This window comes from Streptomyces sp. NPDC001980 (assembly GCF_040296885.1).
In the GTDB taxonomy this organism is placed as follows: Bacteria; Actinomycetota; Actinomycetes; order Streptomycetales; family Streptomycetaceae; genus Streptomyces.
Map to the genome: position 1 here is coordinate 215,439 of NZ_JBEOYD010000008.1, position 25,250 is coordinate 240,688.

Sequence of the window (25,250 nt, forward strand, 5' to 3'; positions counted from 1 at the left end):
AGGACCCGCTCCTCAGGAGAAGTCCAGCACCACCTTCCCCACCGCCTCCCCCGTCCGCAGCCGTTCCACCGCCTCGGCCAGCCGCTCGGGCCCGTACCGCTCGACCGGCAACTCCCACTCCCCCGCCGCCAGTTCGCCCAGCATGCGGTCGACGTCGGCGGCGACCTCCCTGCCCCGGGTCATCAGGTTGACCGGCAGCAGTGAGACGTCGGCGAGCAGGAAGTCCGCGAGGTCGACGGTGAGTTCGCGGCCCGCGGTGTAGCCGACCAGGGCGACCCGGCCGCGGGGCCGGACCAGGTCAAGGGCGGCCCGCAGCACCGGCCCGCCCACGGTGTCGACGACCGCGTCCACCGGTCCGCCGACCGCCTCCGCGGTCAGGTCCCCCGCCAGGACCGCCTTCGCGACGGCCGGGACCCGGCCGAGCTTGGCGGGCCGTCCGACCACGCCGATCACCTCGGCCCCGGCCCGCGCCGCGACCTGCACGGTCAGCGATCCGACCGCGCCCGCGGCGCCGGTGACCAGCACCCGTTCCCCGGGCCGCACGGCCGCCACCGAGTGCACCGCCGCCCAGGCGGTACCGGCCGGGGTGAAGAAGCCGCAGGCGAGCGCCGGATCCGTGCCCTCCGGCACCGGGATCGCGGCGGCGTCGGGCACCAGGGCGTGGCTCTGCCAGCAGCCGTCCCGGCGCAGCCCGAGTCCCTTGCCGTTGACCCGGACCAGGGCGCCGACCGGGTGGGTGCCGGAGACGAGCACGAGGCCGGCCCCGTTGGTGCCGGGAACGGCGGGCAGGTCGGGGAGAATGCCGAACTTCCCGTCCACGACGTTGAGATCGAGGTGGCCGACCTGTGCCGCCAGCATCCGTACCAGGGTGTGACCCGGCCGGGCTTCGGGCACGGGCCGCTCCAGGAGCCGGGGCAGGTCCCCGAACCGTTCGAGGACCAGGGCGTTCGACGTGCCGCTCACAGTTTCACTCCGTATCGACGCAGGACCCGGGAGGCCACGATCCGCAGCACGCGGTCGAAGACGAACCCGAGGATGCCCAGGGTGATGATCCCGACGAACACCCAGTCGATACGACCGTAGTTGCGGGAGGTCCAGATCAGGGAGCCGAGGCCGACCTGGGCGGCGACGATCTCGGCGGAGACGATGGTCAGGAAGCTGTTGCCCATGGCCAGCCGGGCACCCGTGATGATGTACGGCACGGTCGAGGGCAGTACCACCCCGCGCAGGATCTGCCCCCGGCTCGCGCCCAGGGCGGCCGCGGCGCGCAGCTTGGACTCGCCGACGGCCATGACCCCGGCGCTGGTGTTGAGGATGACGATGAAGACGGCCGTGTAGAAGATCAGCACGACCTTCGAGGACTCGCCGATGCCCAGCCAGACCACGGCCAGCGTGACGAAGGCGACCGGCGGGATGAACCGGAAGAACTCGATGTACGGCTCCAGGAGCTGGCGTACGACCTTGATCTGGCCGACGAGCAGACCGGCCGGGACGCCGACGAGCAGTCCGAGGCCCCAGCCGATCAGGATGCGGCGGCTGGAGGCGATGATGGAGTTGGTCAGGGTGCCGTCCTTGGCGAGTTCGCCGGCGGCGGTGAGGGTCTCGTGCGGGGACGCCACGAGCGAGGGGCCGTAGTGCACGGCGAGCAGCTGCCAGACGCCGATGCCGACGAGGACGGAGACGGTGTACAGGCCGGCGGTCCGCAGTCCGAGGACCGCCTTGCGTTCGGCGCGCGGTTTCGCCGGCGCGGCCACGGTCACGGTGGTCATGACGTCTCCTCAAGGTCGAGTCCCTGGTCGAGTCCCTGATCAGGTCCTTCGTCGAGGCCTTGGTCGCGCAGGGCCTTGCGGACCTCTTCGCCGATGTCCTGGCGCAGGCTGCGGCGCAGGTCGAGGGCGGCCGGGTCGTCCTCGTCCCGGGGCCTGGGCAGGTCCACCGGGTAGACGGACTTGACGGAGGCCGCCGGGCCCGCCGTCATGACGGCGATCCGGTCCGCGAGCAGGATCGCCTCCTCGATGTCGTGGGTGACGAACACGACCGTGCAGCCGGAGGCCTGCCAGATGCGGGCCATCTCCTCCTGCATGACCTGCCGGGTCTGCGCGTCGAGCGCGCCGAACGGCTCGTCCATCAGCACCACCCGGGGCTGGTTCGCCAGCACGCGCGCGATCTGCACCCGCTGCCGCATCCCGCCCGAGAGCTGCCCGGGGAACCGGTCGGCGCAGTGCCGCAGTCCGACCAACCCCAGGTATTCGTCGGCCAGTTCGTTCTGCTCGGCGCGGGAACGGCCGCGCATCCGGGGGCCGAAGGCCACGTTCTGGCGGACGGTCAGCCAGTCGAAGAGGGCCTCGCTGCTCTGGAACACCATCCCGAGGTCCGGGTCGGGTCCGGTGACCGGCTTCCCGTCGACGGTCAGAGCGCCTTCGGACGGCCGGACGAATCCCGCCAGCGCCGACAGCAGCGTGGACTTGCCGCAGCCGCTCGGCCCGAGCAGGCACAGGAACTCACCGGCGGCGATGTCGAGCGTGATGCCGTCCACGGCGTGGAAGGAGCCGAACCGGATCCCGACACCGTCGACGCGGACGGCAGCGCCGTGCCCGCCCCGTCCGCCGTGCCCGCCCCGTCCGCCGTCCGCGCCGTCCGCGCCGTCGGTCCGGGCGGGTGCCGGGCCCGTCTGGATGGCCTTCGTCATCGGTCACGATCCCTTCGTGTGCTGGGTGAACCAGCCGCGCAGGGCGGCAGTGGCGACGTCCGGGCGGGCCTTGACCTTGCCGGTGTCGACGTAGAACTGAGCGGTCGCGTCGTAGGTCTTCAGGTCGGCCGAGGTGATGTCCCGCGCCCCGAAGTCGATGTCCTTGACGGCCTGGAGGGTCTGCGCGGCGGGGATCTTCGCGGCCTTCTGCGTCGCCTTCGCGGCGGCCTCCGGGTCCGACTCGGTCTGTTCGGCCGCGTCCTTCAGCGCCTCGGCCACCTTGGCGGCGGTGGCCGTGTTCGCGCCGAGCCAGGATTCGTCGGCGATCAGCCACTGGGCGTACGACACCCCGTAGTCGCCGGTGTTCTCGACGATCCGGCCGCCGAGTTCGGCGCCCTTGGTGGGCCAGGGCTCCCACAGGACGTAGGCGTCCACGTCGCCCTTCTGGAGGAGGGCCGGGATCTCGGGCGGGTCGGCGGTGACGAAGTCGACCGACTTCGTGTCGATGCCCTTGGACCGGAGATAGCGGGTGGCCGCGAGTTCGGAGAGGCCGGGGACGATGGCCATCCTGCGGATCTTCGCGGCGGAGGTGACCTTCGGGCCGAGGACGACCTTGAGGTAGCGGCCGGACTCCTCGTAGATCATGAGCGCCCGCAGGCCGGGGTTCTGCTGGAGCTTGCCGATGGTGGTCGTGTCGGAGTTGCCGGCGAGCTGGACCTGGCCCGTGGCCAGCGCGTCGACGCCCTCGCCACCGCTGCCGAACTGGACCAGCCGGACGTCGACCCCGTGCTTGGCCCACAGTCCCTGGGCGTCGGCGAGGAAGAAGGGCGCGTAGGAGGCGTCGACGCCGACGGCGACGCGGACCGTGGGTCCCTTGGCGCCGCCGGACCCGGCGGCGGAGTCGGTGGTGGCCGCGCTGCACGCGGTGAGCGGGAGCAGTGCGGCGGCGGCGAGTGCGAGCAGGCTTCTTCTGCTGGCCTGTGGCTCCATGAGCACCTCGGAGGGTTGGCGGGAGACCGGCGCGTTCGGCGGGTCGGGGGAGGCGTGCGGGCCCTTGAGGAGGCGGGGAAGTGGCCGGGTGGTGACGGGAATTCGCGCACCGTAGAACGCGCGGGGAGGTGCGCGCATGGCCGGTGGTCCGCTGAGCGGGACGCCCGCCGGGAAGGACCGCCACCGCGCCGCCGGTCTGCTCAGCGGAACGGTTTCGTAGGCCGCCACCGGCCGTGACCCGAAGCTCGTCACCACGCACCGACGGCAGCAGGAGGTCACGCACGATGACGACGGGTGAAGGCCCGAAGAACAGGAGCCGGTCCGCGCCGGGCCGGCAGGACTGGTCTTCCTGGCCGCACTACGACGGCGCCGCCGAGGGCTTCCGCGGCTACTGGTACCCGGTCACCTGGTCCAGCCACCTGACCGGCAAGCCGCAGCCGTTCACGATCTGCGGCGAGAAGATCACGCTGATCCGCGACGGCGGCACGGCGTACGCCCTGCACAACCGCTGCCCGCACCGCGGGGTGCCGCTCTCCGAGGGCGACCAGCAGTTCCCCGGCACGGTCAGCTGCCCCTACCACGGCTGGACGTTCGACCTGCCCACCGGCAAGCTGTCCGCGGTCATCACCGACGGGCCCGGCTGCCGGCTGACCGGCAAGGTGAGCGTGCGGACGTACGCGGTCGAGGAGCGCCTCGGCATGGTGTGGGTGTACATCCCCCTCACCGACGAGGAACCCCACCCCATCGACGAGCAGCTCCCCGAGGAACTCGTCTCCAACCCCTTCGTGATGGGCGGCCGGATCGAGCCGCGCGCCGGCAACTGGCGGTTCGCCTGCGAGAACGGCTTCGACGAGGGCCACGCCAAGTACCTGCACCGCACCGCCCTGTGGCGGCTGTTCAAGCCGATGCCGACCTGGAACGTCACCCGGATCGTGCCCCGCGGCCGCTGGATCTTCCGGGTCCAGGACGAGGTGCACTGGGAGGCCGACTTTCCCGGCGTGGGCCACTGGTCCAACAAGCGCTGGTGGAAGATGCAGCCGCCGAAGGAGACCTTCAACATCGGCAACACCGGCAAGGCGGACCGGATCAACCCGACGATCGAGGCCCAGGACTTCCCCGGCTTCGCGTCCCTGTCCATGCCGGGCGTGCTGCGGATCGTCTACCCGAACTTCATCCACTACGAGTTCTACGTCCCCGTCGACGCCGGCCGTCACAACTACGTCGGCGTGATGGTCAACTTCACCGAGGGCTGGTCGACCCTGCGCTTCTACGCCAAGTACCTGGGCGCGATCCGCTGGCTGTTCCACGGCCAGTTCTCCGGCCAGGACGCCTGGATGGTCGACGTCACCGACGCGCCCCCGGAGAAGCTCTACCGCCCCGACGTCTCGCTGACCGCCTGGCGGAACCTCAGCGAGGAGGAGTACGGCAAGAAGCTGGCCGGGACGGGCGCCGCGGCACCCGCAGCACCCGCAGCACCCGCAGCACCCGCAGAGAAGGAGGCGTGAGCATGCGCCGTACCCTGTTCACCCTGCTGGCCGGAGCCGCCCTGGCGATCGGGCTGCCGCTGGCCAAGCGACGCTTCGAGCGCAGCACCATGACCCAGGTCCACAGGGTCAACCAGTGAACGCCCTGGGCGGCCTCGACGAACGGCGCGCAGGCTGGGTCACGGAGGCCTGGCGGCATGTCAGCGCCGACCGGCTGCGTGAGCTGGTCATCGGGCTGGTGGACATCGCGAGCCCTACGGGGGACGAGGGGCCGCTGGCCCGGCACATCGCCCGCACCATGTCACATACCATTAAAGATTCAACAACACAGCCCCTCGACGACCGCCAAGCCAACGCCTGGTCCCGCCTCGAAGGCGACGGCACCGGCCCCGACCTCATGCTCTACGCCCCCGTCGACACCCTCACCGTGGGCGACGAGCGTGAGGATCTCCCGTGGATCGGCCCGGAGTTGCGGGAGGACATGCGACCGCGGGCGACGGTCTACGACGACCTGGTCACCGGCCTCGGCGCCTCGAATCCCAAGGGTCACGCGGCCTGCGTGATGATGGCCGCCGAGGCGATCGCCCGCGCCGGCGTCCCGCTCACCGGCGACCTGGTCGCGGCGTTCGGCGCGGGCGGCATGCCGACCAACGCCCGGCCCGGCAACCCCAGGCTCAACACCGGGCAGGGAGTGGGCTGTTCGTTCCTCCTGGAGCAGGGCGTGTGGACCGACTACGCGGTCATCGCCAAGCCCGGCTGGACGGTCTCCTGGGACGAGGTCGGCCTGGTCTGGTTCGAGGTCACCGTCCGCGGCACGCACACCTACGTCGGCTCGCGCCACCGGCTGCCGTACGACAACGCGATCGCCCGTGCCGGGGAGGTCACCCGGCACCTGGAGGAGTGGTTCGCCGGGTACGCCGAGCGGCACACCGGCGGCACGGTCGCCCCGCAGGGCATCGTCTCCTCCGTGCGCGGCGGCTGGCCGCGCACGGCCGCGGTCACCCCGGCCTCCTGCACCCTCATGGTGGACCTGCGGATCGCCCCGGAGACCTCACCGATGCAGGCGAAGCGGGAGTTCCTCGCCGCCCTCGGCAAGTTCGAGGGTGTGACCGCGGAGATGGTGCTCGCCGTTCCCGGCACCCGGACCGACCCGGACAGCTGGATCCGCCGCTCCGCGACCGCCGCGTGGGAGGCCTTCGAGGGCCGCGAGCACGAGGTGATCCGCGGCAACAGCGGTGCCACCGACGCCAATATCCTGCGCGGTCGCGGCATTCCGACGGTGCGCGTCGGCATGCCGAAGGTCCCGCAGGCCGAGGCCCCCTTCGAGATCGACTTCGCGCGCGGGATGAACACCGTCTCCGTGCGGGCGATGGAGAAGCTGACCCGCCACCTGATCCGTACGGCCCTCGACACCGTCACCCGCACCCGCACCCGCACAGAGATCCTTGGAGCCCCGGCATGACCGAGATCGTCCTGGGTGTCGGCGCGTCGCACAGCACGCTGATGAACACCCACTGGGACCAGACCTTCCACAAGGACCGCGCCGAACGCTTCCGCGACGCCCTCGCCGAGGCCCGCGACCGGCTCGCCGCCGCCCGCCCGGACACGGTGGTGCTGGTCGGCTCGAACCACTTCCGCGGCTTCTGGCTGGACCTGATCCCGAGCTTCACCCTCGGCGTGGGCGAGTGCATCGCGAGCGGCGAGTCCGGCACCCCGAAGGGCCCGCAGCCGGTGGACGTCCCGCTGGCCCGGCACCTCGCCGGTTCCCTCGTCGAGGACCACGGTTTCGACATCGCCTTCTCCGCCCGGCTGCAGATCGACCACGGCCAGTCGCACGCGATCCAGTACCTCCTCGACGGCCTCGACGTGGAGCTCGTCCCGCTCGTCGTCAACGTCTTCGCGCCGCCGCTGCCGACCCTGGAGCGCTGCGAGCGGCTCGGCCGGGCGATCAGGGAGACGATCCTCTCCTTCCCGGAGGGCCGCCGGGTCGCCGTCGTGGGCTCCGGCGGGCTCTCGCACCGGCTGCCCTGGCCCGACTGGCGCGAACCGCACGGCGACGACGAGGAGTTCATGGTCGACGCCTGGCTCAACGGCCGGGAGAACTGGCAGGACTACGACGCCCGCCGCCGCGAGATCATCCGGGCCGCCGAGGCCGCGCTCACGCCGGAGTTCGACGAGGAGTTCCTCGCCCTCCTGGGGCGCGGCGAGACCCGCCGGCTCACCGGACTCACCACCGAGGAGCTGGAGAAGCGGGCCGGCAACGGCGCGCAGGAGATCCGTACCTGGCTGCTGATGGCGGCCGCCCTCGGCCACGTCCCTGGCGAGCGGCTGGCCTACGAACAGCTGCCCGAGTGGCTGACCGGCATGGCCGTCGCCGTCCTCGACCCCGCGCATTCCGCGTCCCCCGCGTCCCCTGCGTCCCCCGCGTCCTCCGCGTCCCCCGAAAGGCAGTCATGAGCATCTGGACCGAACTCACCGGCACCGACCACCGTCTCGCCTACGTCGACGCGGGCGGCGTCCGCACCCGGGCCCTCCAGGCCGGGCCCGAGGACGGCGAGCACGTGGTGTTCCTGCACGGCACCACCGGCCATCTGGAGGCCTTCGTCAGGAACGTCCCGGCGCACGCCGCCGCCGGGTACCGCGTCCACGCCGTCGACATGCTCGGCCACGGCTACACCGACAAGCCCGACCGGCCCGGCGAGATCCCCGCCTACGTCGAGCACCTGCTCGCCTACCTGGACGCCGTGGGCGCCGAACGGGCGCATCTGGTCGGCGAGTCGCTGGGCGGCTGGGTGGCGTCCTGGGCGGCGAGCGAGCACCCGGACCGGGTCGCCTCGCTCCAGCTGCTGTGCATGGGCGGCACGAAGGTCAACCCGCAGGTGATGGAGCGGCTGAAGACCTCGACGAGGGCGGCGGCCCTGGAGGACGACATCTCCCTCACCCGCGAGCGGCTCCGGCTGCTGTGGGCCGAGTGGGACGAGGACCTCGGCGAGGAGCTGACCCGGGTCCGGTACGAGATCTACCACCGGCCGGAGTTCCAGCGGAACCTGCACAACCTGCTGGCCCTCCAGGAGGTCGACCGGCGCGAGCGCAACCTGCTGCGGCCCGACCGGATGGCCCGGATCAAGGCGCCCACGCTGGTGGTGTGGGCGAACAAGAACCCGTTCGGGGACGTCCCGGAGGGCGAGGCCATCGCCGCCGCGATCCCCGGGGCCCGGCTGGAGGTCTTCACCGGGTGCGGGCACTGGCCGCAGCACGAGAAGGCCGACCTGTACAACCCGCTCAGCCTGGCGTTCCTCGGCGAGGCGGGCTGACCGGAACAGCGAATTTACACGTGACCCATGGCCCGATCGCGGGACACATGGTTCCGTTTCCCCATGCTCCCCATGGCCACGGATTGACCGGGAGGTTCCGCCCATGACCGTCACCGCGGTCGGCCGCGCCGACACCGCTCCAGCCGGACCCGCACTCGCCGTCCCGCGCGGCTCCGCCATTCCGCGGGCCGAGGACCCCGGTCCCGACCCGACGAACTCGGTCCTGGGCAAGGTCAGGCCGATACTGGAGGCGTTCGCCGCCGAGGACGACGCGCTGTCGCTGGCGGAGCTGGTGCGCCGGACCGGGGTGGCCAAGGCGACCGTGCACCGGCTCGCGCAGGAGCTGGTCGTCTGGGGGCTCCTGGAGCGCTCGGGCTGCGACTACCGGCTGGGCCTCAGGCTCTTCGAGATCGGGCAGCGGGTCCACCGGCAGCGGATCCTGCGCGAGGTGGCCCAGCCGTACATGGAGGATCTGCTGCTGGCCACCCAGGAGACCATCCACTTCGCCATCCACGACAGCCTGGACGTCGTGTACCTGGAGAAGATCTACCCGCACCGGGGCCTGAGCGAGGAGTCCCGGGTGGCGGGCCGGCTGCCGCTGTACTGCACGGCCACCGGCAAGGCGATCCTGGCCTTCTCCCCCGCCTCCCTGTTCGCCGAGGTGGTCCGCCACGGGATGAAGCCGCTGACCCGGCACACGGTCACCTCGCCGGGGCGGCTGCGGGCCCAGCTGGAGCGGATCCGGGCCGAGGGTGTGGCGTCCGAGGCGGAGGAGATCCGGCTGGGCTACGCGAGCATGGCGGTGCCCGTCTTCAGCCCCCAGTCCACGCTGGTGGGGGCGTTGTCCATCACCGCGCCCACCTACCGGATGGACGGCCCCGGCCACGCCGTGGCGCTGCGCACCGCCGCCCTGGGCATCGCCAGGTCGCTGCGGTGAGCGCCGTACTCGACGAGGTCCTGTCCCGGGCACGTGGACTGGTCGGGGCGTGGGAGAGCGAGGACTGCGGGGTGCTCGCCGTGAAGGACTTCTGCCGGTACGCGGCGGCCCTGAACGACGTCGACTACGTCCGCCGGGCCCGGACTCAGGAGGCCGCCGGGGAGCCGGTCGTCGCGCCGGCGCTGTTCCTCGCCGGGACGATGAGCTGGCAGGACGGCCCCGTCGAGGACGAGTTGCGCCCGGACGGGCTGGCCGCCCGGGAGTCGCCGTGCACCCAGGGCCTGCCGGTCCGCCAGGTGCACGGAGGGCAGTCGGTGACGCTGCGGCGGGCCCCGGTCGCCGGCACCCGGGTGACCGCAGCCCGGGCGGTGACGTCGGCGGACCGGCGGCAGGGGCGCGGCGGCGACTTCGTCCTGCTGGGCGTCACCACCCGCTTCACCGCACCGGACGGTGCCGAACTGATGGCGATGGACGAGACGATCGTCGTACTGGAGGGCTCTTGAGCGCCGCACCCGCTGCCGGGCAGGTCTGCCCGGCGCGCTCCTACTCGCACACTCCCGTGCAGCTGTTCCGGTTCAGCGCCGTGTCGTGGAACGCGCACCGCATCCACTACGACGCCGGGTACGCCGCCTCCGAGGGGTTCCCCGGGGTCGTCGTCCAGTCGACCCTGCACGGCGAGACGCTGAGCCGCTACGCGCTGGACTGGGCCGGGGCCGGGGCCGCGCTGGAGTCGGTGAGCTGGCGCAACCGGGCCACCGCCGTGGCCGGCGAGCCGCTCATCTGGACCGGGACGGTCCGGGCGGCCGAGCCCTGTGACACGGGGACGCGCGTGACGCTCGACGTCGCCGTGGTGAAGGACGACGGCGTCCCCTGCGTCACAGGGCTCGTGGAACTCACTTGGTGTGCTGGGCGTACCAGCCCTTGAGCAGGGCGGTGTCCAGGTCGGGCGCCTTCTTGATCAGCTTCTGGTCGAGGAGGAAGTCGACGATCTTCCGTGACGAGGTGACGTCGCCGCTGTCGATGCCGCGGGCGGCGAAGGTGATCTCCGGGAGCACCTTCTCCGTGTCCGCGACGGGGAGTTTCACCTGCTTGTCCGAGGCCTCGGCGGCCGCCTCGGGGTCGGAGGTGACGAGCCGGTCCGCCTCGGCGACGGCCTTGAAGACCTTGCCGGCGGTGTCCTCGTTGTCCTTGAGCCAGGTCTGGTCGGCCAGCAGCCACTGCACGTAGCGCACCCCGAAGTCGCCGATGCGGGCCGTGATGTGGCCGCCGGACGCGGCGCCCTTGGCCGCCCAGGGTTCGTACAGCACGTACCCGTCGATGGAGCCGCGCTCCAGCATGCCGGGGATCTCCGGGGCCGAGCTCTGGAGGATCTTCACGGACTTCGGGTCGATGCCGTTGTGCAGCAGGTACTGGTGGGTCGAGTACAGGCCGAGGCCGCCGATCGACGCCATGGTCCTGATCTGCTTCGGCGAGGTGATCCCGCTGCGGAGGACGACCTTGAGGTAGCGGTCGGAGGACTGGAACACACCGAGGGCGCGCAGTCCGGGGTCGGTGACCATGAGCGGCAGGGCGGTCGAGTCGGCGTTGGCCGCGATCTGCGCGGTGCCCGCCGTAACGGCCTGGGACGCGGCGGGCCCGCCCTCCGTCTTCACCAGCTCGACGTTCACGCCTTCCTTCTTGAACAGCCCACGCTCCTCGGCGAGATAGAAGGGGGCGTACGAGGCGTCGACGCCGAGGGCGACCCGCACCGTCGGCAGCCCCGCCGCCGACGTCCCCGCCGAGTCCGTCGTCCCCGCCGTGCAGGCCGTGGTCAGGAACAGGGCCAGTGCCGCACCGACGACACCTCTCCTGCCGATCGCGTCCGTGTGCATGTCGCCCTCCCGGCGTCGTGCTGCATGGGTGGAAGGACGGTCCCAGCGCCGGGCCGGGATGCGTAAGCGAAGCGTCCTGCTGGCCGGAACGGCCCGGGGCGGGCCAGGTGTCCCGCCCACCGGAACGAAGCGGGTCGAGCGAGCAGGCGCGGGCGGCGCGTCCTGCTCACCGGAACGAACCCGTAGGGCGGTATCCGGGCCGGCTCCTACGCTCCCGGGCCATGAGCGTTCTCACCGACGTGCCGACGAGCACGGACACCCCCGGCACGATCGAGACGGACATCCTGATCATCGGCGCCGGCCCGGCCGGCCTCTACGGCGCCTACTACGCCGGCTTCCGCGGACTGCGCGTCACCGTCATGGACGTGCTGCCGCAGCTGGGCGGGCAGATCAGCGCGATGTACCCGGAGAAGCCCATCCACGACATCGCCGGGTTCCCGGCGGTGCGCGGCCGGGACCTGGTGGCGAACCTGGTCGCACAGGCGGAGCCGTACGGGCCGCGCCACCTCCTCGGCCACCGGGCCGTCGAGCTGACGCACGGGCCCGACCTGCTCCCGGTGGTGCGCAGTGACCGGGGGGCCGTGGTCCGGGCCGGGGCGGTGGTCGTCACCGGCGGGGTGGGCACCTTCACGCCCCGGCCGCTGCCGGCCGGCGAGGACTTCCTCGGCCGCGGCCAGGTGTACTTCGTGCCGGACCCCGCCGAGCACACCGGCCAGGACGTGGTGGTGGTCGGCGGCGGTGACAGCGCCTTCGACTGGGCCGCCGTACTCGCCCCGATCGCCCGGTCCGTGCGGCTCGTGCACCGCACCGCCCGCTTCCGCGCCCACCACGCGAGCGTGGCGAAGGTCCGCGGACTCGGCATCGAGATCATCACCGACACCGAGGTCAGCGCCCTGCACGGCACCGCGCGCGTGGAGCGGGTCGAGCTGCGGCACCGCACCACCCGGGCCACCCGGGAGATCCCGGCCGAGGCGGTGGTCGCGGCCCTCGGCTTCGTCGCCGACCTCGGCCCGCTCCAGCACTGGGGGCTCGCCCTGAACGCCCGCCGGATCGCCGTCGACACCCGCATGGCCACCAACCTCCCCCGGGTCTTCGCCGCCGGCGACATCACCGACTACCCCGGCAAGGTGCGCCTGATCGCCGTGGGCTTCGGCGAGGTCGCCACCGCCGTGAACAACGCGGCCACCGTCATCGACCCCGAGGCCGCGCTGTTCCCCGGCCACTCGACAGATTCCTGAGGAGAACCGACATGGCCTACGTCATCGGCTCGGCCTGCGTCGACATCATGGACCGCTCCTGTGTCGAGGAGTGCCCCGTCGACTGCATCTACGAGGGCGAGCGCAAGCTCTACATCAACCCCGCCGAGTGCATCGACTGCGGTGCCTGCGAGACGGCCTGCCCCGAGCAGGCGATCGCCGTGGACCGGCTCGCCGACCCCGAGTTCCGCGCCGACAACAGGCGGTTCTTCGAGGAGACCCTGCCGGGGCGGGCGGCGCCGCTCGGGTCGCCGGGCGGTGCGAACGGGCTCGGCCCGGTGGGCGTCGACACCCCGCTGGTGGAGGCCCGTTGATGCGGGTCGGCATCCGGGTCCCGCCCTGCGACCGGGCCGACCGCGTGCTGGAGACCGTCCGGCGGGCGGAGGAACTCGGCTTCGACGACGTCTGGTTCCCGGACTCCCAGCTGCTGTGGCGGGACGTGTTCACCACGCTCACCGCCGCCGCCCTCGGCACCGACCGCATCGGCCTCGGCACCGCGGTCACCAACCTGGCGACCCGGCACCCGGCCGTGGTGGCCTCCGCCGCACGGAGCGTCGCCGAACTCGCGCCCGACCGCTTCACCCTCGGCCTGGGCGTCGGCAACAGCTCGGTCGGCCCGGTCGGGCTGCGGCAGAGCACCTCGGCGGCGATGCGCGAGGGCGTCGGGATGCTGCGCGCCCTGCTCTCCGGCGAGGAGTGGGAGTTCCCGGGCGAGGTCCGCTCACGCCTGCGCGACCCGGGCCCGGGGTCTCCGGGGAGTCCGGGGATACCCCTTCACCTGGCCGCGAGCGGGCCGAGGAACCTGCGGCTGGCCGGGGAGATCGCCGACGGGGTGATCCTGCTCAGCGGGGTCTCCCCGCGGACCCTCGCCCAGGCGACCGCCCGGGTGCGGGAGGGAGCCGCCGGACGCGCGGCCCGGCTCCCGCTCACCGTCTCCGCGTTCTGTGCCGTCACCGACGACGTCGAGGCCGAGGCCCGGCAGCTCAAGCCGATCTGCGCCTCGATCGCCCAGAACGGCGGGGCGCCCTTCCTCGCTCTCGCGGGCATCGACGTCCACGTGCCGGAAAAGGTCGAGGGCGTCTATCCGGACCTCGTCCACGCGGAGGACTGGCAGGCGGCCGTCGACATCTGCTCGGCGTGGATCAGCGACGAGCAGGCGCTCCGGTTCGCCGAGGAGTTCTGTCTGTTCGGCACCGCCGACGACATCGCGGGCCGGCTGCGCACCCTGCCCGCGAGCGGGGTCACCGGAGTGTTCCTCCAGCACGTCGGCTCCTACGACCCGCCCACCGAGCTGATCGAGGCCGTGGGCAGCGCTGTGCTGCCCCAACTCAAATGAGGGAGAAAACCGTGCACAAAGGCTATGTGCCCAGCAGGTTCGGCCAGTTGCACTACGCCGAGTGCGGCGCCGGCGAGCCTGTCCTGATGCTCCATCAGACACCGCGCTCCTGGACCGAGTACCTGGACGTGCTGCCGCTCGTCGGCGCCGGACACCGCGCGATCGCCATGGACACCCTCGGCTTCGGCGCCTCCGCCAAGCCCGAGGGGCCGCACTCCATAGAGCGGTTCGCCGACGCGGCCGAGGAGCTGGCCGACGCCCTCGGCCTGGACCGATTCCATCTCGTCGGCCACCACACCGGCGGGGTGATCGCGGTGGAGCTCGCCGCCCGGCTCCGGGATCGGGTGGCCAGCCTCCTGCTGTCCGCGACCCCGTTCATCGACGACGAGAAACGGCGCACGGCCGCCGAACGCAAGCCGGTCGACCTGGTCGACCCCCGCCCCGACGGCTCCCATCTCCTCGACCTGTGGAACCGCCGGCGCGGCTTCTACGAGGTGGGCCAGGAGGCCGCGCTGACCCGTTTCATGGTGGACGCGCTGACCGTGCTGGACCGCGTCGAGGACGGTCACGTCGCCGTCCGCGGTTACGGGATGGACCGCAGGCTGCCGCTCGTCACCGCCCGTACGCTCGCCGTCTGCGCCCCCGGCGACCACTACTCCCTGCCCTCCCTGGAGAAGTTCGCGGCCGCCCTGGGCTGCGAGACCCGGGTGCTGTCCGGCGGACATGTGCCACTCCCCGAGCAGCTGCCCGGGGAGTTCGCGAAGGTCGTACGGGACTGGGCGGCGGCCGGGTAACCCGGTCACTTGAGGCCGATGTGCGCGCCCGGACCGAGCGGCAGGTCGAAGCCGTAGAAGACGCCCAGGATCGCCAGCCACACCACCAGGAACGGCACGGTGAAGATGGCCAGCCGGGAGATGAGGGTGCCGAGCCGGGCGTCGGGTTCGTAGCGGCGGAGCATGGCGAGGAGCAGGAAGACGTACGGGTTCATCGGCGTGATGATGCCGGTGGCCGAGTCGCCGATGCGGAACGCCGCCTGGCTGAGGGCCGGGCTCATGCCGAGCAGCATGAAGGCCGGCACGAACACCGGCCCCACCAGCGACCACAGCGCGGACCCGGAGACGATGAACAGGTTCAGGCAGGCGGCGAGGAGCACGAACGCGACCAGCGCCCAGAAGCCGGTCAGGCCGATCGCGTCGAGACCGGCGGCCGCCTTCACCGCCAGCAGGATGCCGACGTCGGACCAGTTGAACAGGGCGATGACCTGGGAGGCCACGAACATCAGGACGAGGTAGCCGGCCATGTTCTGCACCGAGCCGGTCATGGCCGTGACCACGCCCTCCGAGCCGCTGAGCGCCTTGACCGTGAAGCCGTAGGTCAGGCCGGCCAGCAGGAACGCCCCGAACAGCACCGGCACGATGCCGGTGAGCAGCGGGGAGGGCACCAGTGTCCCGCCGTCGCCGCGCAGCGGGCCGCCCTCGGGCAGCCACAGCGACAGCACCGCGGCCGCGTACGCGAGGACGACGAGCGCGGTGTACAGCAGGCCCCGGCGCTGGACGGGGGTGAGGGCGAGGTCCTGCTCCTCCTCCGGCTCGTCGGCGGAGGGCTCGTAGGGGCCCAGGCGGGGTTCCAGGACGCGGCTGATGAGGAACCCGCCCAGCGCGCCGAGGACCAGGCTGCTGGAGGCGGTGAAGAAGTAGTTGACGAGGAGGTTGAGGTCGAGGCCCTTGGCGGCCGGGAGCACCGAGGCCGCCTGCTGGGTGATGCCGATGTAGAGGGCGTCCAGCGAGCCGATCGTGAACCCGGCCGCGTAGCCCGCTCCGACACACGCGAAACCGCCGATCAGACCGGCCACCGGATGGCGGCCGGCGCTCTTGAAGACCACGGCGGCCAGCGGCGGCAGCACGATCGCGGCAACGTCGCTGATCATGTGCGCCTGGCAGGCGACCAGCGCGACCAGGTACGGCAGTAGCGCCCGGGGCGCGCGGGCCAGGGTGGCCCGCATGACGGTCTCCAGGAGCCCGGCCTTCTCGGCCACGCCGACCGCCATGATCATGAGCAGCACGGCGGCGACGGGCGGGAAGGTCGCGAAGTTGGTGACGAGGTTCTCCGTCAGCCAGCGCACGCCCTCGCCGGTGAACAGCCCGGTGACCTGCTTGGTGTCGGTGGTGCCGGGGACGGTGACGTGCACGTCGGCGAGCGAGAGCGCGGTGGAGACCACGGCAAGGAGCAGGAAGAGGGCGGTGAAGAGCAGGATCGGGTTGGGCAGCGCGTTGCCGGCGCGTTCGATCAGCGCGAGCACCCGGTCGACACCGCTGCGCCGCCCTCTGTCGGGGGACTCGCTCGGGGCGGGAAGGTCGGTCAGTGAGGACATCAGAGCCGCCCTTCCGGCGCTGTCGGCAGCAGGTCCTTGCGTACGACGCCGTCCTGGACGACGCAGACGATGTTCGCGGGGTCGCCGAGGACGCCGATGTCCTGCAGCGGGTCCCCGTCGCAGACGATCAGGTCGGCGGTGCGGCCCGCGGCGAGGGTGCCGAGGCGGTCGGCGACGCCGAGGAGTTCGGCGGCGGTGCGGGTGCCGGCGACGATGGCGGCCATGGGGTCCATGCCGAGGTCCACCAGGTAGGAGAGCTCCATCAGGTTCACCCCGTGCGGGCCGACGGCGGCGTCCGTGCCGAGGGCGATCCGGGCACCATACTCGACGGCCCGCGCGATGTTCTCCTTGGTGACGCCGGACCAGCGGGTCTTCTTCTGGTAGTGGTAGTCCGGCATCGTCTCCTTGTTGATGCCGGCGTACACGGTGGACAGCGTCGGTACGACGAACACCCCGCGCTCCGCGGCCAGGTCGAGGGCGCGCTCGTCGAGGCCGTAGCCGTGCTCGATGCTGGTGACGCCGCCCCGGATGGCGTTGAGGATGCCCGCGTTGCCCTGGGCGTGCGCGGCGACGGGCTTGCCGCCGTGCCGGCGGGCCTCGTCCACGACGGCCCGGATCTCCTCCTCAAGCAGGCCCTCGTCGTCGGGGTCGTCGTACGGGCTGCCCATGCCACCGGTGGCGCAGACCTTCACCAGGTCGGCGCCGTCGCGCAGCACCCGGCGCACCGCGAGCCGGGCCGCCGCGGTGTCGTCGGCGATCTCGGACATCCCGGCGCTCAGATCGGTGCCGTCGGGCAGCCGCACGTCGGCGTGGCCGCCGGTGTGGCTGATGATGCGTACGGCGGTGTGCAGCCGTGGGCCGACGACCCGGCCGGTCTCCACGGCCGTACGGAAGCCCGCCGACAGGCCGCCGAGGTCGCGGGCGGTGGTGATGCCGGCGTCGAGGGTCTGGCGCAGCCGGGTGACGGTGTCCAGAGTGACCAGCACGGGGTCGAGTTCGGCGCGCCGCCCGGGATGCGAGCCGTGTGCGTAGGCGAGGTGGACGTGGCAGTCGAAGAAGCCGGGCAGTACGGTGCGGCCGGCGGCGTCGACGCTCCGCTCACCGGCGGCGGGCGGGGCGGTCGCGGCGGGACCGGCATAAGCGATGATGCCGTGGGCATCGATGGTGACCACGGCGTCGTCCATCGGGGCGGCGCCGGTGCCGTCGATGAGGCGGGCGCCATGGATCCGCAGAGCGGTCTGGGGGGCGTCGGTTTCCGTCATGGGGTGCGGTCACTCCTCCTCTGTCGAGAACAGTCGAGAACAGTCGGGGGCAGTCGGGGACAGTCGGGGACAGGAGAAGGGAGTGTGGAATGCTGAAGAAAACCTGGTGTGACGATGCAGACTTCGCGCCGGATTCCCCTACCGCGTGCAGAGAAGCGCCGCCCCTGGGCGTGCAGGATCGTGCCGCCCCGGAGCCGGAACTCGACGAACTGGACCGGTGTGTGGTGCACGCCCTGCAGATCCGTCCCCGGGCGCCGTGGACGCTCGTCGGCGAGGTCCTCGGGGTCAACCCGGTCACCGCGGCAAGGCGCTGGCAGCGGCTCCAGGAGGCGGGCCTGGCCTGGGTGACCGCCTACCCCCGGCTGTACGACCCGCGGATCGTGGTCACCGGGATCGTCGAGGTGGACGCCGAGCCGGGCGCCGCCGAGGACGTGGCACAGACCGTCGCCAAGGACCCGGCCGTGCCCAACATCAAGCTCACGGCGGGCGGCCGGGACCTGGTGGCCGCCGTGCAAACCCGCAGCCTGGACGACCTGGCCCGGCTCACCACCTCCCTCTTCCAGCGGACCCCGGGGGTACGGGCGACCCGCACGCATGTCTCGACCGGCGTCTCGACGGAGGGCAGCCGGTGGCGGCTGCGCAGTCTGGACGAGGCCCAGGCCGCCCGCCTCGAAGCGGCGCTGCCCCCGTCCGGCCTCCCGGCGCCCCTGGCCGAGCCGCACTGGGACGAACTGGACACCCGCCTCCTGGAACTCCTGAGCGTGGACGGCCGGATGTCGCTGCGTGACCTGGCGGCGGCCACCGGCACCAGCCTCACCACCCTGCGCCGCCGAGTGCAGTCGCTGCTCGCGTCCCGGCTCTCCCTGCGCTGCGACCTGGCCCGGCCGCTGTCGGGCTGGCCGCTGTCCGCCGTCTACTTCGCCTCGGTGCCGGGCCAGTACGTCGAGGAGACCAGCAGGGTGCTGGCCGGGGTGCGCGAGGTCCGCTCGTGCGCGATCACGGCAGGGCCGTACAACCTGGTGATCGACGTCTGGCTCCGCGACCTGCGCGATGTGCATGCGTTCGAGGCGCACCTGTCCCGCAAGCTGCCCCGGCTGACCGTCGCCGACCGCTCGGTGGTGCTGCGCACCGTCAAGCACATGGGCCGCCTGCTCGACCACGACGGCCGCTGCGTCGGGGTGGTCCCGCTGCGGAACCCCCAGGCCGCCGGCGAGCGCCGCGCGCTCGGTTCGGCCGCCTGGACGTGAGGACGCTACGGCGTGGTCCGGTCCGGGCGGGTCGGGACCGGTACCTGGTTGAAACCGTAGTAGAGGGCGAGCAGGCCGTGTGCGGCCAGGGTGAGCGGCGCGGAGACGAAGGCCAGGCCGACGGTGACCGGGTAGCCGAGTGAGCCGAGCGCGAAGCGGGCGCGGGTGGCACGCGCGGCCTCGACGTCGACGCGGGCGTCGAAGAGGTGGCCGGTCCGGGTGAGATGCCACCACAGGGCCTGGAAGGCGGCCGCCATCAGGACCATCACCAGGCTGTAGACGGCCGCCGCCGCGTGCGAGGACGCGTCCTCGCGCAGGTACTCGGCGAGCATCGCCGTCGGCCAGGGCACGGCGGACACCACCATCAGCACCAGCAGGTTCAGGAACATCAGCTTCCGGTCGACCCTGGCGACATAGCTGAACAGCTGGTGGTGGTTGACCCACATGATCCCGACGACCAGGAAGCTCACCACATAGGCGGCGTACGACGGCCACTGGTCGCCCAGTGCCTGCCAGAGGCTGTCGCCCTCCGTGGTCTTCGGCACCTTGATGTCCAGGACGAGCAGGGTGACGGCGATGGCGAAGACCCCGTCGCTGAAGGCCTCCACACGGCCCGACTCGTTCATGACGCACTCCCCCGTCGGCTCACGGTGACTTTCTACCGCCACCCCCGTCGCCGCGTCACGTGATCGACTGAGGCGCCGCGAGCGGAACGGCGGCCTCCGTCATACCCCTCGCCTCCGCGCGCCGCCGGCCCAGGTGGTTGAAGACCAGGTTCAGCACCACCGCCGCCACACACCCCGTCGAGATCCCCGAGTCGAGGACGATCCGGGCGGTCTCCGGGAAGGCGTGGTAGAAGTCCGGCTCGGTGACCGGGATGATGCCGACGGCGAGGGAGACGGCGACGACCAGGACGTTCTCGTCCTTCTCCAGGCCGGCCCGGACCAGGTTCTGGATGCCGCTGGCCGCCACCGAGCCGAACAGCACCACGCCCGCGCCGCCCAGGACCGGACGGGGTACGACGGCGATCAGCGAGGCGGCCATCGGGCACAGCCCCATCAGCACCAGGAAGCCGCCGCCTGCCGCGACCACGAACCGGCTGCGGATCCGGGTCATCGCGACCAGGCCGATGTTCTGCGCGAACGCGCTGCACATGAACCCGTTGAAGAGCGGACTGATCGCCGAGCCGAGGGTGTCGGCGCGCAGCCCCGCCGCGATCGTCCGCTCGTCGGCGGGCCGTTCGACGATCTCGCCCAGCGCCAGCATGTCCGCGGTCGACTCGGTCATCGAGACCACCATCACCACGCACATGGAGAGGATCGCGGTGATCTGGAACTGCGGGGCGCCGAAGTGGAAGGGCGTCGGGAAGCCGATCACGTCCGCGTCCGCGACCGGGCCGAAGTCGGTGACGCCGAACGGGATCGCGACGACCGTACCGGCGACCAGGCCGATCAGCACGGCGATCTGCTTGACGAAGCCGTGGGTGAAGCGGCGAACGACCAGGACGATGAGGAGAGTTGCGGCGGCCAGCCCCAGGTACTTCGCCGAACCGTAGTCCTTGGCCGTCGGGTCGGGGCCCTGCGCCCAGCCGAAGGCGACCGGCAGCAGCGAGACGCCGATGAGCGTGATGACCGTGCCGGTGACGACGGGCGGGAAGAAGCGGACGGCCTTGCTGAAGAAGGGGGCGGCGAGGAAGCCGAGGAGGCCGGCGACGATCACGGCGCCGAAGATGACCGGCAGGGCGTCGGACCTGTCGTGCGTGGAGGCGGCTATCGCGGTCATCGGGGCGACCCCGGCGAAGGTGACGCCGTTGACGAAGGGCAGCCGGGCGCCGATCTTCCAGACGCCGAGGGTCTGGAGGAAGGTGGCGAGGCCCGCGGTGAAGAGGCAGGCGGCGGTCAGGAAGGTCAGTTCGGTGCCGGTGAGGCCGATGGCCGCGCCGACGATCAGGGGCGGGGCGACCACTCCGGCGTACATGGCGGCCACGTGCTGCAGGCCGGTGGTGGCCATTTTCAGGGCGGGGAGTTTCTCGTCGACGGGGTGCACTTGTCGCGCGGATGCTGCTGACACTGCGGCTCTCCTCCGGTCGGTTACGCATCGGCTCTGACACGGGTTTCAGGGAGGTGGTCGTGCGGGACCGAAGGACGGTGACCGTTCCCGGGCGCGCGCGTGACAGCGCGCGCCCGGGAGGCGGCCGCCGTGGACCCTTTCGGGGTCCACGGCCACCGGCCGGGAGCCGTCCCTCCCGACCGGAGCTCAGGTGTCTTGCGGAGAAATGGAGTTACTGGCCGGCGATCTGCGCCAGCCGCTGGGCCTCGGCCCGCGTCGCGCGGGCGATCGCGTCCTCGTCGACGTGCAGCAGGCGGCCCGCCTCGACGATCTGACGGCCGTTCACGAAGGAGGCGGTGACCGGGGCGGCCGCGCCGAAGACCAGGGCGGTCACCGGGTCGGCGATGGAGGCGTGGGCGAGGGTGTCCAGCCGCCAGAGGACCAGGTCGGCGAGCTTGCCGGGTTCGAGGGAACCGATCTGGCGTGCACGGCCGAGGACTTGGGCGCCACCGTAGGTGCCGAGGCGCAGTGCCTGGCGGGCGTTCAGGGCCGCTTCCCGGTGTGCGCCGAGGCGGTTGATCAGCAGCGCGTTGCGCAGCTCGGTGTGGAGTTCGCCGGACTCGTTGGACGCGGTGCCGTCGACGCCGAGGCCGACCGGGACGCCGGCGGCGAGCATGTCGGGGACGCGCGCGATCCCGGCCGCGAGGCGGGCGTTGGAGGACGGGCAGTGGGCGACGCCGGTCTGCGTGCGGGCGAACGCGGCGATGTCGGAGTCGTTCATGTGGACGCAGTGCGCCATCCACACGTCCTCGCCGAGCCAGCCGGTGGACTCGAAGTAGTCGGTCGGGCCCATCCCGAACAGTTCCTTGCAGAACTGCTCCTCCTCGACGGTCTCGGAGCCGTGGGTGTGCAGGCGCACTCCGAGTCGGCGGGCCAACTCGGCTCCCTGCCGCAGGAGTTCGGTGGAGACGGAGAACGGCGAGCAGGGCGCGACGGCCACCTGGGTCATGGCGTCGAAGGAGGGGTCGTGGTGCTCCTTGACGGTGGCCTCGGTGGCGGTGAGGGCTCCTTCGAGGGTCTCGACGGCGAAGTCCGGGGGCAGTCCGCCGTCCTTCTCACTGCGGTCCATGGAGCCGCGGGCGAGGGTGAAGCGGACGCCCGTCTCGCGGGCGGCGCGGATGATCGCGCCGGACAGGTCGCCGGAGTCCTTCGGGTAGACGTAGTGGTGGTCCATCGCGGTGGTGACACCGCCGCGGGCCATCATGGCGAGCGAGCCCTGCGCGGCCGCGTACACCATGGGCTCGTCGATGCGCGCCCAGGTCGGGTAGAGGGCTACCAGCCAGTTGAAGAGGTTGTGGTCGGTGGCCAGGCCGCGGGTGATCCACTGGTAGTAGTGGTGGTGGGTGTTGACCAGGCCGGGGGTCACCAGGTGGCCGGTGGCGTCGATACGGCGTACGACGTTCTCCAGGGCCTCGGGGGCCCGGCCCGCGCCGAGCGACTCGATGCGGTTGCCGGCGATGACGACGTATCCGTTCGCGTACTCGGTGTCGTGGGCGTCGACGGTCGCGATCGAACAGTTCTCGATGACGATGCGCTGGTCTGCTGCCATGATTCGTCCTTTTCGCTCAGTGGACTTGTGGTGAGGGCACGGCAGGACCCCGGGGATTTGAGTGCCGCGGCCGGGAAGCCCGAGGAGCCCGCGTCCCCGGCCGAGGGTGCCGATAAGAGGGGAGGTCAGAGGTTGGTGAGGTCCACCGGTATCCGCGCCTCGCAGCCGTCCCGCAGGATGGTCGCCTCGATCAGGCCGTAGGGCCGGTCGGCGGCGTAGTACACGGCACCGTCTTCGGTGGCGTTCTTGAGCCCGAACGGCTCCAGGTCGACGAGGAAGTGGTGCTTGTTGGGGAGCGAGAAGCGGACCTCGTCGATCTCGCCCCGGTTGTTGATGATGCGCGAACCCATCTGGTACAGCGTCTGCTGCAGGGAGAGGGAGTACGTCTCGGCGAAGGCCTGGAGCATGTGCTTCTTCGTCTGCTCGTAGGACTTCTCCCAACTCGGCATCTTCTGCTCGTCGTCGGTCCAGTTGAACCGCCAGCGGGCGGAGACCTGGGTGGCCAGGATGCGGTCGTACGCCTCGGGGAGGGTCGTGTACTTGTCCTTGACGTAGCCCCAGAACTCGGAGTTGGTCGAGTTCATCACGACGAGGTCCTTGAGGCCGGATATGACCTCCCACTGCGAACCGTCGTACGTGATCTGGGTGAGCCGGGTCTCCTGGCCCTTGCGCACGAAGGAGTGCTTGACCTCGTCCGCGCCGATGAACTTCGAGTTGGCGTCCGAGGCCTCGATGCGCTCCCAGGCGTACTCCTCGATGCGGATCCGGGCCCGGTGGATCGGCTCCTGCGAGGTCACGAAGTGGCGGGCGAGGTGGATGCCGAACTGCTCGGCGGACTCGATGCCGTGCTCCTTGGCGAACGCGAACACCGTGTTCTTGGTGGTGTCGGTCGGCAGGACGTTGGCGTTGGAGCCGGAGTAGTGGACCTCGTCCATGTCGCCGGAGAGCGACACCGAGACGTTGAGGTCCTTGATGTGGTGGGTGGCACCGTCCCGCGTGATCTTGACGACCCGGTTCTCGGCCTTGCCGTACTGGTTCTGTCCAAGAATCGTAGGCATGTGTAGCTAGCTCCCTCGGTAAACGGAGTAGCCGAACGGGTTGAGCAGCAGCGGTACGTGGTAGTGCTCGCCCGGTACGACGGCGAACGTGATCGCCACCTCCGGGAAGAACACGGCCGGTCCGCTGTCCCGATTCGCGGGGGCGTCCTGCTGCGCATCGGCTTGCTTCTTCTCGAAATACGGCTCCACGGCGAAGTCGAGCCGTACGTGTGTGGTGCCCTCCGGCAACGCCGGCAGGTCCTTGCACCGGCCGTCCGCGTCGGTCGCGGAACCGCCGAGCGCCTGCCAGTCCGCTTCCCGGCCGGGGCGGGCGGAGAGCTGAACCGCGACGCCCTCGGCGGGACGGCCGACGCTCGTGTCCAGGATGTGGGTGGACACGGAGGCGGTGCTGCTGGTGCTCATGGTGTCAGGCGTCCTCTTCGACGAGTCGGGCGAGCCGGATGCGGTTGATCTTTCCCAGCTCGGTGCGGACGATCTCCCGCTCCCGCTCCGGCGGGTTGCCGATCCGCTCCTTGACCGCGTCCCGCATCTCCTCGCCGCTGCGGCCGGTGGCGCAGATCAGGAAGACATGGCCGAACCGCTCCTGGTAGGCCAGGTTGAGTTCGAGCATCTCCGCCTTGAGGCCGTCCGCGGCGCCGGCCATGCCGGACTGCTCCCGGGCCGAGGTGGGGTCGCCCGGCTTGGGACGGCCGATCGGCGGGTGCCCGGCCATGGCCTCGGCGAGGTCCGCCTTGCTCAGCTCGGCCATGGCGGCGTCGCTGGCGGAGTAGAGGGCCTCGGGGGTGGCGTAGGGGCGGGCGGCGAGCAGGCGCCGGGCCCAGGTCGTGGAGGCGCACGCCTCGTGGAGGGCGGCGAAGGCCGCGTGCTCCTCCAGGTCGTTGAACCGGGCCAGGCCCGGGGGCGTGGAAGTCGACGTCACGGGAGCCTCCGTGGCCGTATGCGGCCTTCGTGCTGAACGGGCTGCCGTTAGCTAACGCCCTCCGGAACCCAGGGTCAACACTTTGTTGAAAATTCCGCGTAACAACCCCCGGGGCGCACCGGGAGGTCAGCTGTCCTTGTCCCGGTTGAGGTAGTTGTAGACGGTGAAGCGGCTCACCCCGAGCGCGCTCGCCACGGTCTCCACGCCGTGCCGTACGGAGAAGGCGCCCCGCGCCTCCAGTATGCGCACGACCTCCTGCTTCGCCTTGCGGTCCAGGTCGGCCAGTGGCTTGCCCTGCTTGCGCTCCATGGCGGCCAGGATGTGGTCGAGGGAGTCCGCGAGCTGCGGCAGTCGTACGGCGACCACGTCGACGCCCTCCCAGGCGAGCACGACGTCGTCGGGGCCGGCCTCGTCGGGCGGGAGCATCTCCCCGCCCATGGCGTCGACCAGCGGCTTCACGGCGGTGATGAAGGGCTCGTCCCCGTTTCCGGTCACTTGTCGTCACCCTCCCCCACCACGTTGACCTGGAGCGAGATCCGGGTGGCCCCGGCCTCCAGGGCCCGGCGCAGCAGCGCGTCCACGGCGGTGAGCACGGCGTCGGAGCCGCCCTCCGCCGTGTTGCCGAACGGCCCGACGTCCACCGCGTCCAGCTCGGCCGCCTCGATGACCTCACGGGCGACCAGCGCATGCGCGGGAGCCTCGTCGAGATCGAAGGGCTCGGTGGTGAACTCCACTCTCAGTCGCATTGCGCCCCCAGCACACATCCCTGACCCGGCCGCGACGGACCCACTCCGGCCGCCACGAGGCGACCCTAACGGACCATGGCCCCCCTCCGCCCTCCGCAAACGGTCGCCGGGG

At 71.6% G+C, this 25,250-nt stretch carries 27 protein-coding genes; 12 read left to right on the forward strand and 15 right to left on the reverse strand.

Annotated elements, in window-relative coordinates; all coding sequences use genetic code 11:
• Positions 1-12 precede the first annotated feature (12 nt).
• From ABT137_RS15055 to ABT137_RS15070, 4 genes are read right to left on the reverse strand one after another with little or no spacing between them, the layout of a single operon-like run.
• Complete coding sequence (locus tag ABT137_RS15055) at positions 13-963, reverse strand: quinone oxidoreductase family protein (protein ID WP_351708046.1); 951 nt, start codon at positions 961-963, stop codon at positions 13-15.
• On the reverse strand, positions 960-1,769 hold the full coding sequence (locus ABT137_RS15060; RefSeq protein ID WP_351708049.1) for an ABC transporter permease: 810 nt from the start codon (positions 1,767-1,769) through the stop codon (positions 960-962). The genes ABT137_RS15055 and ABT137_RS15060 overlap by 4 nt, the downstream gene beginning before the upstream one ends.
• Complete coding sequence (locus ABT137_RS15065; protein WP_351708052.1) at positions 1,766-2,689, reverse strand: ABC transporter ATP-binding protein; 924 nt, start codon at positions 2,687-2,689, stop codon at positions 1,766-1,768. The genes ABT137_RS15060 and ABT137_RS15065 overlap by 4 nt, the downstream gene beginning before the upstream one ends.
• A gap of 3 nt (positions 2,690-2,692) precedes the next feature.
• Entirely contained in the window at positions 2,693-3,817 is a 1,125-nt protein-coding gene (locus ABT137_RS15070) for an ABC transporter substrate-binding protein (RefSeq protein WP_351708055.1), read from the reverse strand.
• 146 nt (positions 3,818-3,963) lie between these two features.
• Here ABT137_RS15070 and ABT137_RS15075 point away from each other — a divergent pair, with 146 nt between their 5' ends.
• The 7 genes from ABT137_RS15075 to ABT137_RS15105 all read left to right on the forward strand — a co-directional run bounded on the left by ABT137_RS15075 (position 3,964) and on the right by ABT137_RS15105 (position 10,339).
• A complete protein-coding gene (locus ABT137_RS15075) occupies positions 3,964-5,184 on the forward strand; it encodes an aromatic ring-hydroxylating oxygenase subunit alpha (RefSeq protein WP_351708058.1) in 1,221 nt (406 codons plus the stop codon).
• Between the two features lie 124 nt (positions 5,185-5,308).
• Positions 5,309-6,625, forward strand: a complete 1,317-nt coding sequence (locus tag ABT137_RS15080) for a M20 family metallopeptidase (RefSeq protein ID WP_502984519.1) — start codon at positions 5,309-5,311, stop codon at positions 6,623-6,625.
• Positions 6,622-7,620, forward strand: a complete 999-nt coding sequence (locus ABT137_RS15085) for a DODA-type extradiol aromatic ring-opening family dioxygenase (RefSeq protein ID WP_351708064.1) — start codon at positions 6,622-6,624, stop codon at positions 7,618-7,620. The genes ABT137_RS15080 and ABT137_RS15085 overlap by 4 nt, the downstream gene beginning before the upstream one ends.
• Positions 7,617-8,477: an alpha/beta fold hydrolase gene (locus ABT137_RS15090; RefSeq protein WP_351708067.1), complete on the forward strand. Its 861-nt coding sequence runs from the start codon at positions 7,617-7,619 to the stop codon at positions 8,475-8,477. The genes ABT137_RS15085 and ABT137_RS15090 overlap by 4 nt, the downstream gene beginning before the upstream one ends.
• Before the next feature lie 103 nt (positions 8,478-8,580).
• Complete coding sequence (locus ABT137_RS15095; protein WP_351708070.1) at positions 8,581-9,414, forward strand: IclR family transcriptional regulator; 834 nt, start codon at positions 8,581-8,583, stop codon at positions 9,412-9,414.
• Positions 9,411-9,917: an FAS1-like dehydratase domain-containing protein gene (locus ABT137_RS15100; RefSeq protein ID WP_351708073.1), complete on the forward strand. Its 507-nt coding sequence runs from the start codon at positions 9,411-9,413 to the stop codon at positions 9,915-9,917. Before ABT137_RS15095 ends, ABT137_RS15100 begins: the two co-directional genes overlap by 4 nt.
• Positions 9,914-10,339: a hotdog family protein gene (locus ABT137_RS15105; protein WP_351708076.1), complete on the forward strand. Its 426-nt coding sequence runs from the start codon at positions 9,914-9,916 to the stop codon at positions 10,337-10,339. Before ABT137_RS15100 ends, ABT137_RS15105 begins: the two co-directional genes overlap by 4 nt.
• On the opposite strand, the gene ABT137_RS15110 is transcribed toward ABT137_RS15105, so the two are convergent.
• On the reverse strand, positions 10,308-11,285 hold the full coding sequence (locus ABT137_RS15110; protein ID WP_351708079.1) for an ABC transporter substrate-binding protein: 978 nt from the start codon (positions 11,283-11,285) through the stop codon (positions 10,308-10,310). The genes ABT137_RS15105 and ABT137_RS15110 overlap by 32 nt on opposite strands.
• 221 nt (positions 11,286-11,506) lie before the next feature.
• Between ABT137_RS15110 and ABT137_RS15115 the strand changes: the two genes are divergently transcribed.
• From ABT137_RS15115 to ABT137_RS15130, 4 genes are read left to right on the forward strand one after another with little or no spacing between them, the layout of a single operon-like run.
• A complete protein-coding gene (locus ABT137_RS15115) occupies positions 11,507-12,523 on the forward strand; it encodes an NAD(P)/FAD-dependent oxidoreductase (protein WP_351708082.1) in 1,017 nt (338 codons plus the stop codon).
• Between the two features lie 11 nt (positions 12,524-12,534).
• Positions 12,535-12,855, forward strand: coding sequence for a ferredoxin (gene fdxA, locus ABT137_RS15120; RefSeq protein ID WP_351708085.1), 321 nt, complete (start codon positions 12,535-12,537; stop codon positions 12,853-12,855).
• On the forward strand, positions 12,855-13,877 hold the full coding sequence (locus tag ABT137_RS15125) for an LLM class flavin-dependent oxidoreductase (RefSeq protein ID WP_351708088.1): 1,023 nt from the start codon (positions 12,855-12,857) through the stop codon (positions 13,875-13,877). The genes fdxA and ABT137_RS15125 overlap by 1 nt, the downstream gene beginning before the upstream one ends.
• Entirely contained in the window at positions 13,874-14,671 is a 798-nt protein-coding gene (locus ABT137_RS15130) for an alpha/beta fold hydrolase (protein ID WP_351708091.1), read from the forward strand. Before ABT137_RS15125 ends, ABT137_RS15130 begins: the two co-directional genes overlap by 4 nt.
• 5 nt (positions 14,672-14,676) lie before the next feature.
• Here ABT137_RS15130 and ABT137_RS15135 read toward each other — a convergent pair whose 3' ends face one another.
• Both ABT137_RS15135 and ABT137_RS15140 read right to left on the reverse strand, forming a co-directional pair.
• Positions 14,677-16,248, reverse strand: coding sequence for an AbgT family transporter (locus ABT137_RS15135; RefSeq protein WP_351708094.1), 1,572 nt, complete (start codon positions 16,246-16,248; stop codon positions 14,677-14,679).
• Entirely contained in the window at positions 16,248-17,510 is a 1,263-nt protein-coding gene (locus ABT137_RS15140; RefSeq protein ID WP_351708097.1) for a metal-dependent hydrolase family protein, read from the reverse strand. The genes ABT137_RS15135 and ABT137_RS15140 overlap by 1 nt, the downstream gene beginning before the upstream one ends.
• 170 nt (positions 17,511-17,680) lie before the next feature.
• Between ABT137_RS15140 and ABT137_RS15145 the strand changes: the two genes are divergently transcribed.
• Positions 17,681-18,757 (forward strand): Lrp/AsnC family transcriptional regulator, encoded by a 1,077-nt coding sequence (locus ABT137_RS15145; RefSeq protein ID WP_351708100.1) that lies wholly within the window; start codon positions 17,681-17,683, stop codon positions 18,755-18,757.
• A 5-nt stretch (positions 18,758-18,762) separates the two neighbouring features.
• Here the strand turns inward: ABT137_RS15145 and ABT137_RS15150 are convergent, their stop codons facing one another.
• The 8 genes from ABT137_RS15150 to ABT137_RS15185 form a co-directional block, all read right to left on the reverse strand.
• Positions 18,763-19,383, reverse strand: coding sequence for a TMEM175 family protein (locus tag ABT137_RS15150; RefSeq protein WP_351708102.1), 621 nt, complete (start codon positions 19,381-19,383; stop codon positions 18,763-18,765).
• A 55-nt stretch (positions 19,384-19,438) separates the two neighbouring features.
• Complete coding sequence (locus ABT137_RS15155; protein WP_351708105.1) at positions 19,439-20,827, reverse strand: nucleobase:cation symporter-2 family protein; 1,389 nt, start codon at positions 20,825-20,827, stop codon at positions 19,439-19,441.
• Positions 20,828-21,038: 211 nt separating this feature from the next.
• The gene (locus ABT137_RS15160; RefSeq protein ID WP_351708108.1) at positions 21,039-22,415 is read right to left on the reverse strand and encodes an 8-oxoguanine deaminase; all 1,377 of its coding nucleotides are present in this window, start codon (positions 22,413-22,415) and stop codon (positions 21,039-21,041) included.
• Positions 22,416-22,540: 125 nt separating this feature from the next.
• Positions 22,541-23,473, reverse strand: a complete 933-nt coding sequence (pucL, locus tag ABT137_RS15165; RefSeq protein WP_351708111.1) for a factor-independent urate hydroxylase — start codon at positions 23,471-23,473, stop codon at positions 22,541-22,543.
• Positions 23,474-23,479: 6 nt separating this feature from the next.
• Positions 23,480-23,875: a hydroxyisourate hydrolase gene (uraH, locus tag ABT137_RS15170; RefSeq protein WP_351708114.1), complete on the reverse strand. Its 396-nt coding sequence runs from the start codon at positions 23,873-23,875 to the stop codon at positions 23,480-23,482.
• A 4-nt stretch (positions 23,876-23,879) separates the two neighbouring features.
• Positions 23,880-24,392, reverse strand: coding sequence for a 2-oxo-4-hydroxy-4-carboxy-5-ureidoimidazoline decarboxylase (gene uraD / locus ABT137_RS15175; RefSeq protein ID WP_351708117.1), 513 nt, complete (start codon positions 24,390-24,392; stop codon positions 23,880-23,882).
• A gap of 126 nt (positions 24,393-24,518) precedes the next feature.
• Positions 24,519-24,887 carry a helix-turn-helix domain-containing protein gene (locus tag ABT137_RS15180; protein ID WP_351708120.1) on the reverse strand — a complete coding sequence of 123 codons (369 nt, stop codon included), beginning with the start codon at positions 24,885-24,887 and terminating at the stop codon, positions 24,519-24,521.
• On the reverse strand, positions 24,884-25,138 hold the full coding sequence (locus ABT137_RS15185) for a YkoF family thiamine-binding protein (protein WP_351708123.1): 255 nt from the start codon (positions 25,136-25,138) through the stop codon (positions 24,884-24,886). The genes ABT137_RS15180 and ABT137_RS15185 overlap by 4 nt, the downstream gene beginning before the upstream one ends.
• Between the last annotated feature and the right edge of the window lie 112 nt (positions 25,139-25,250).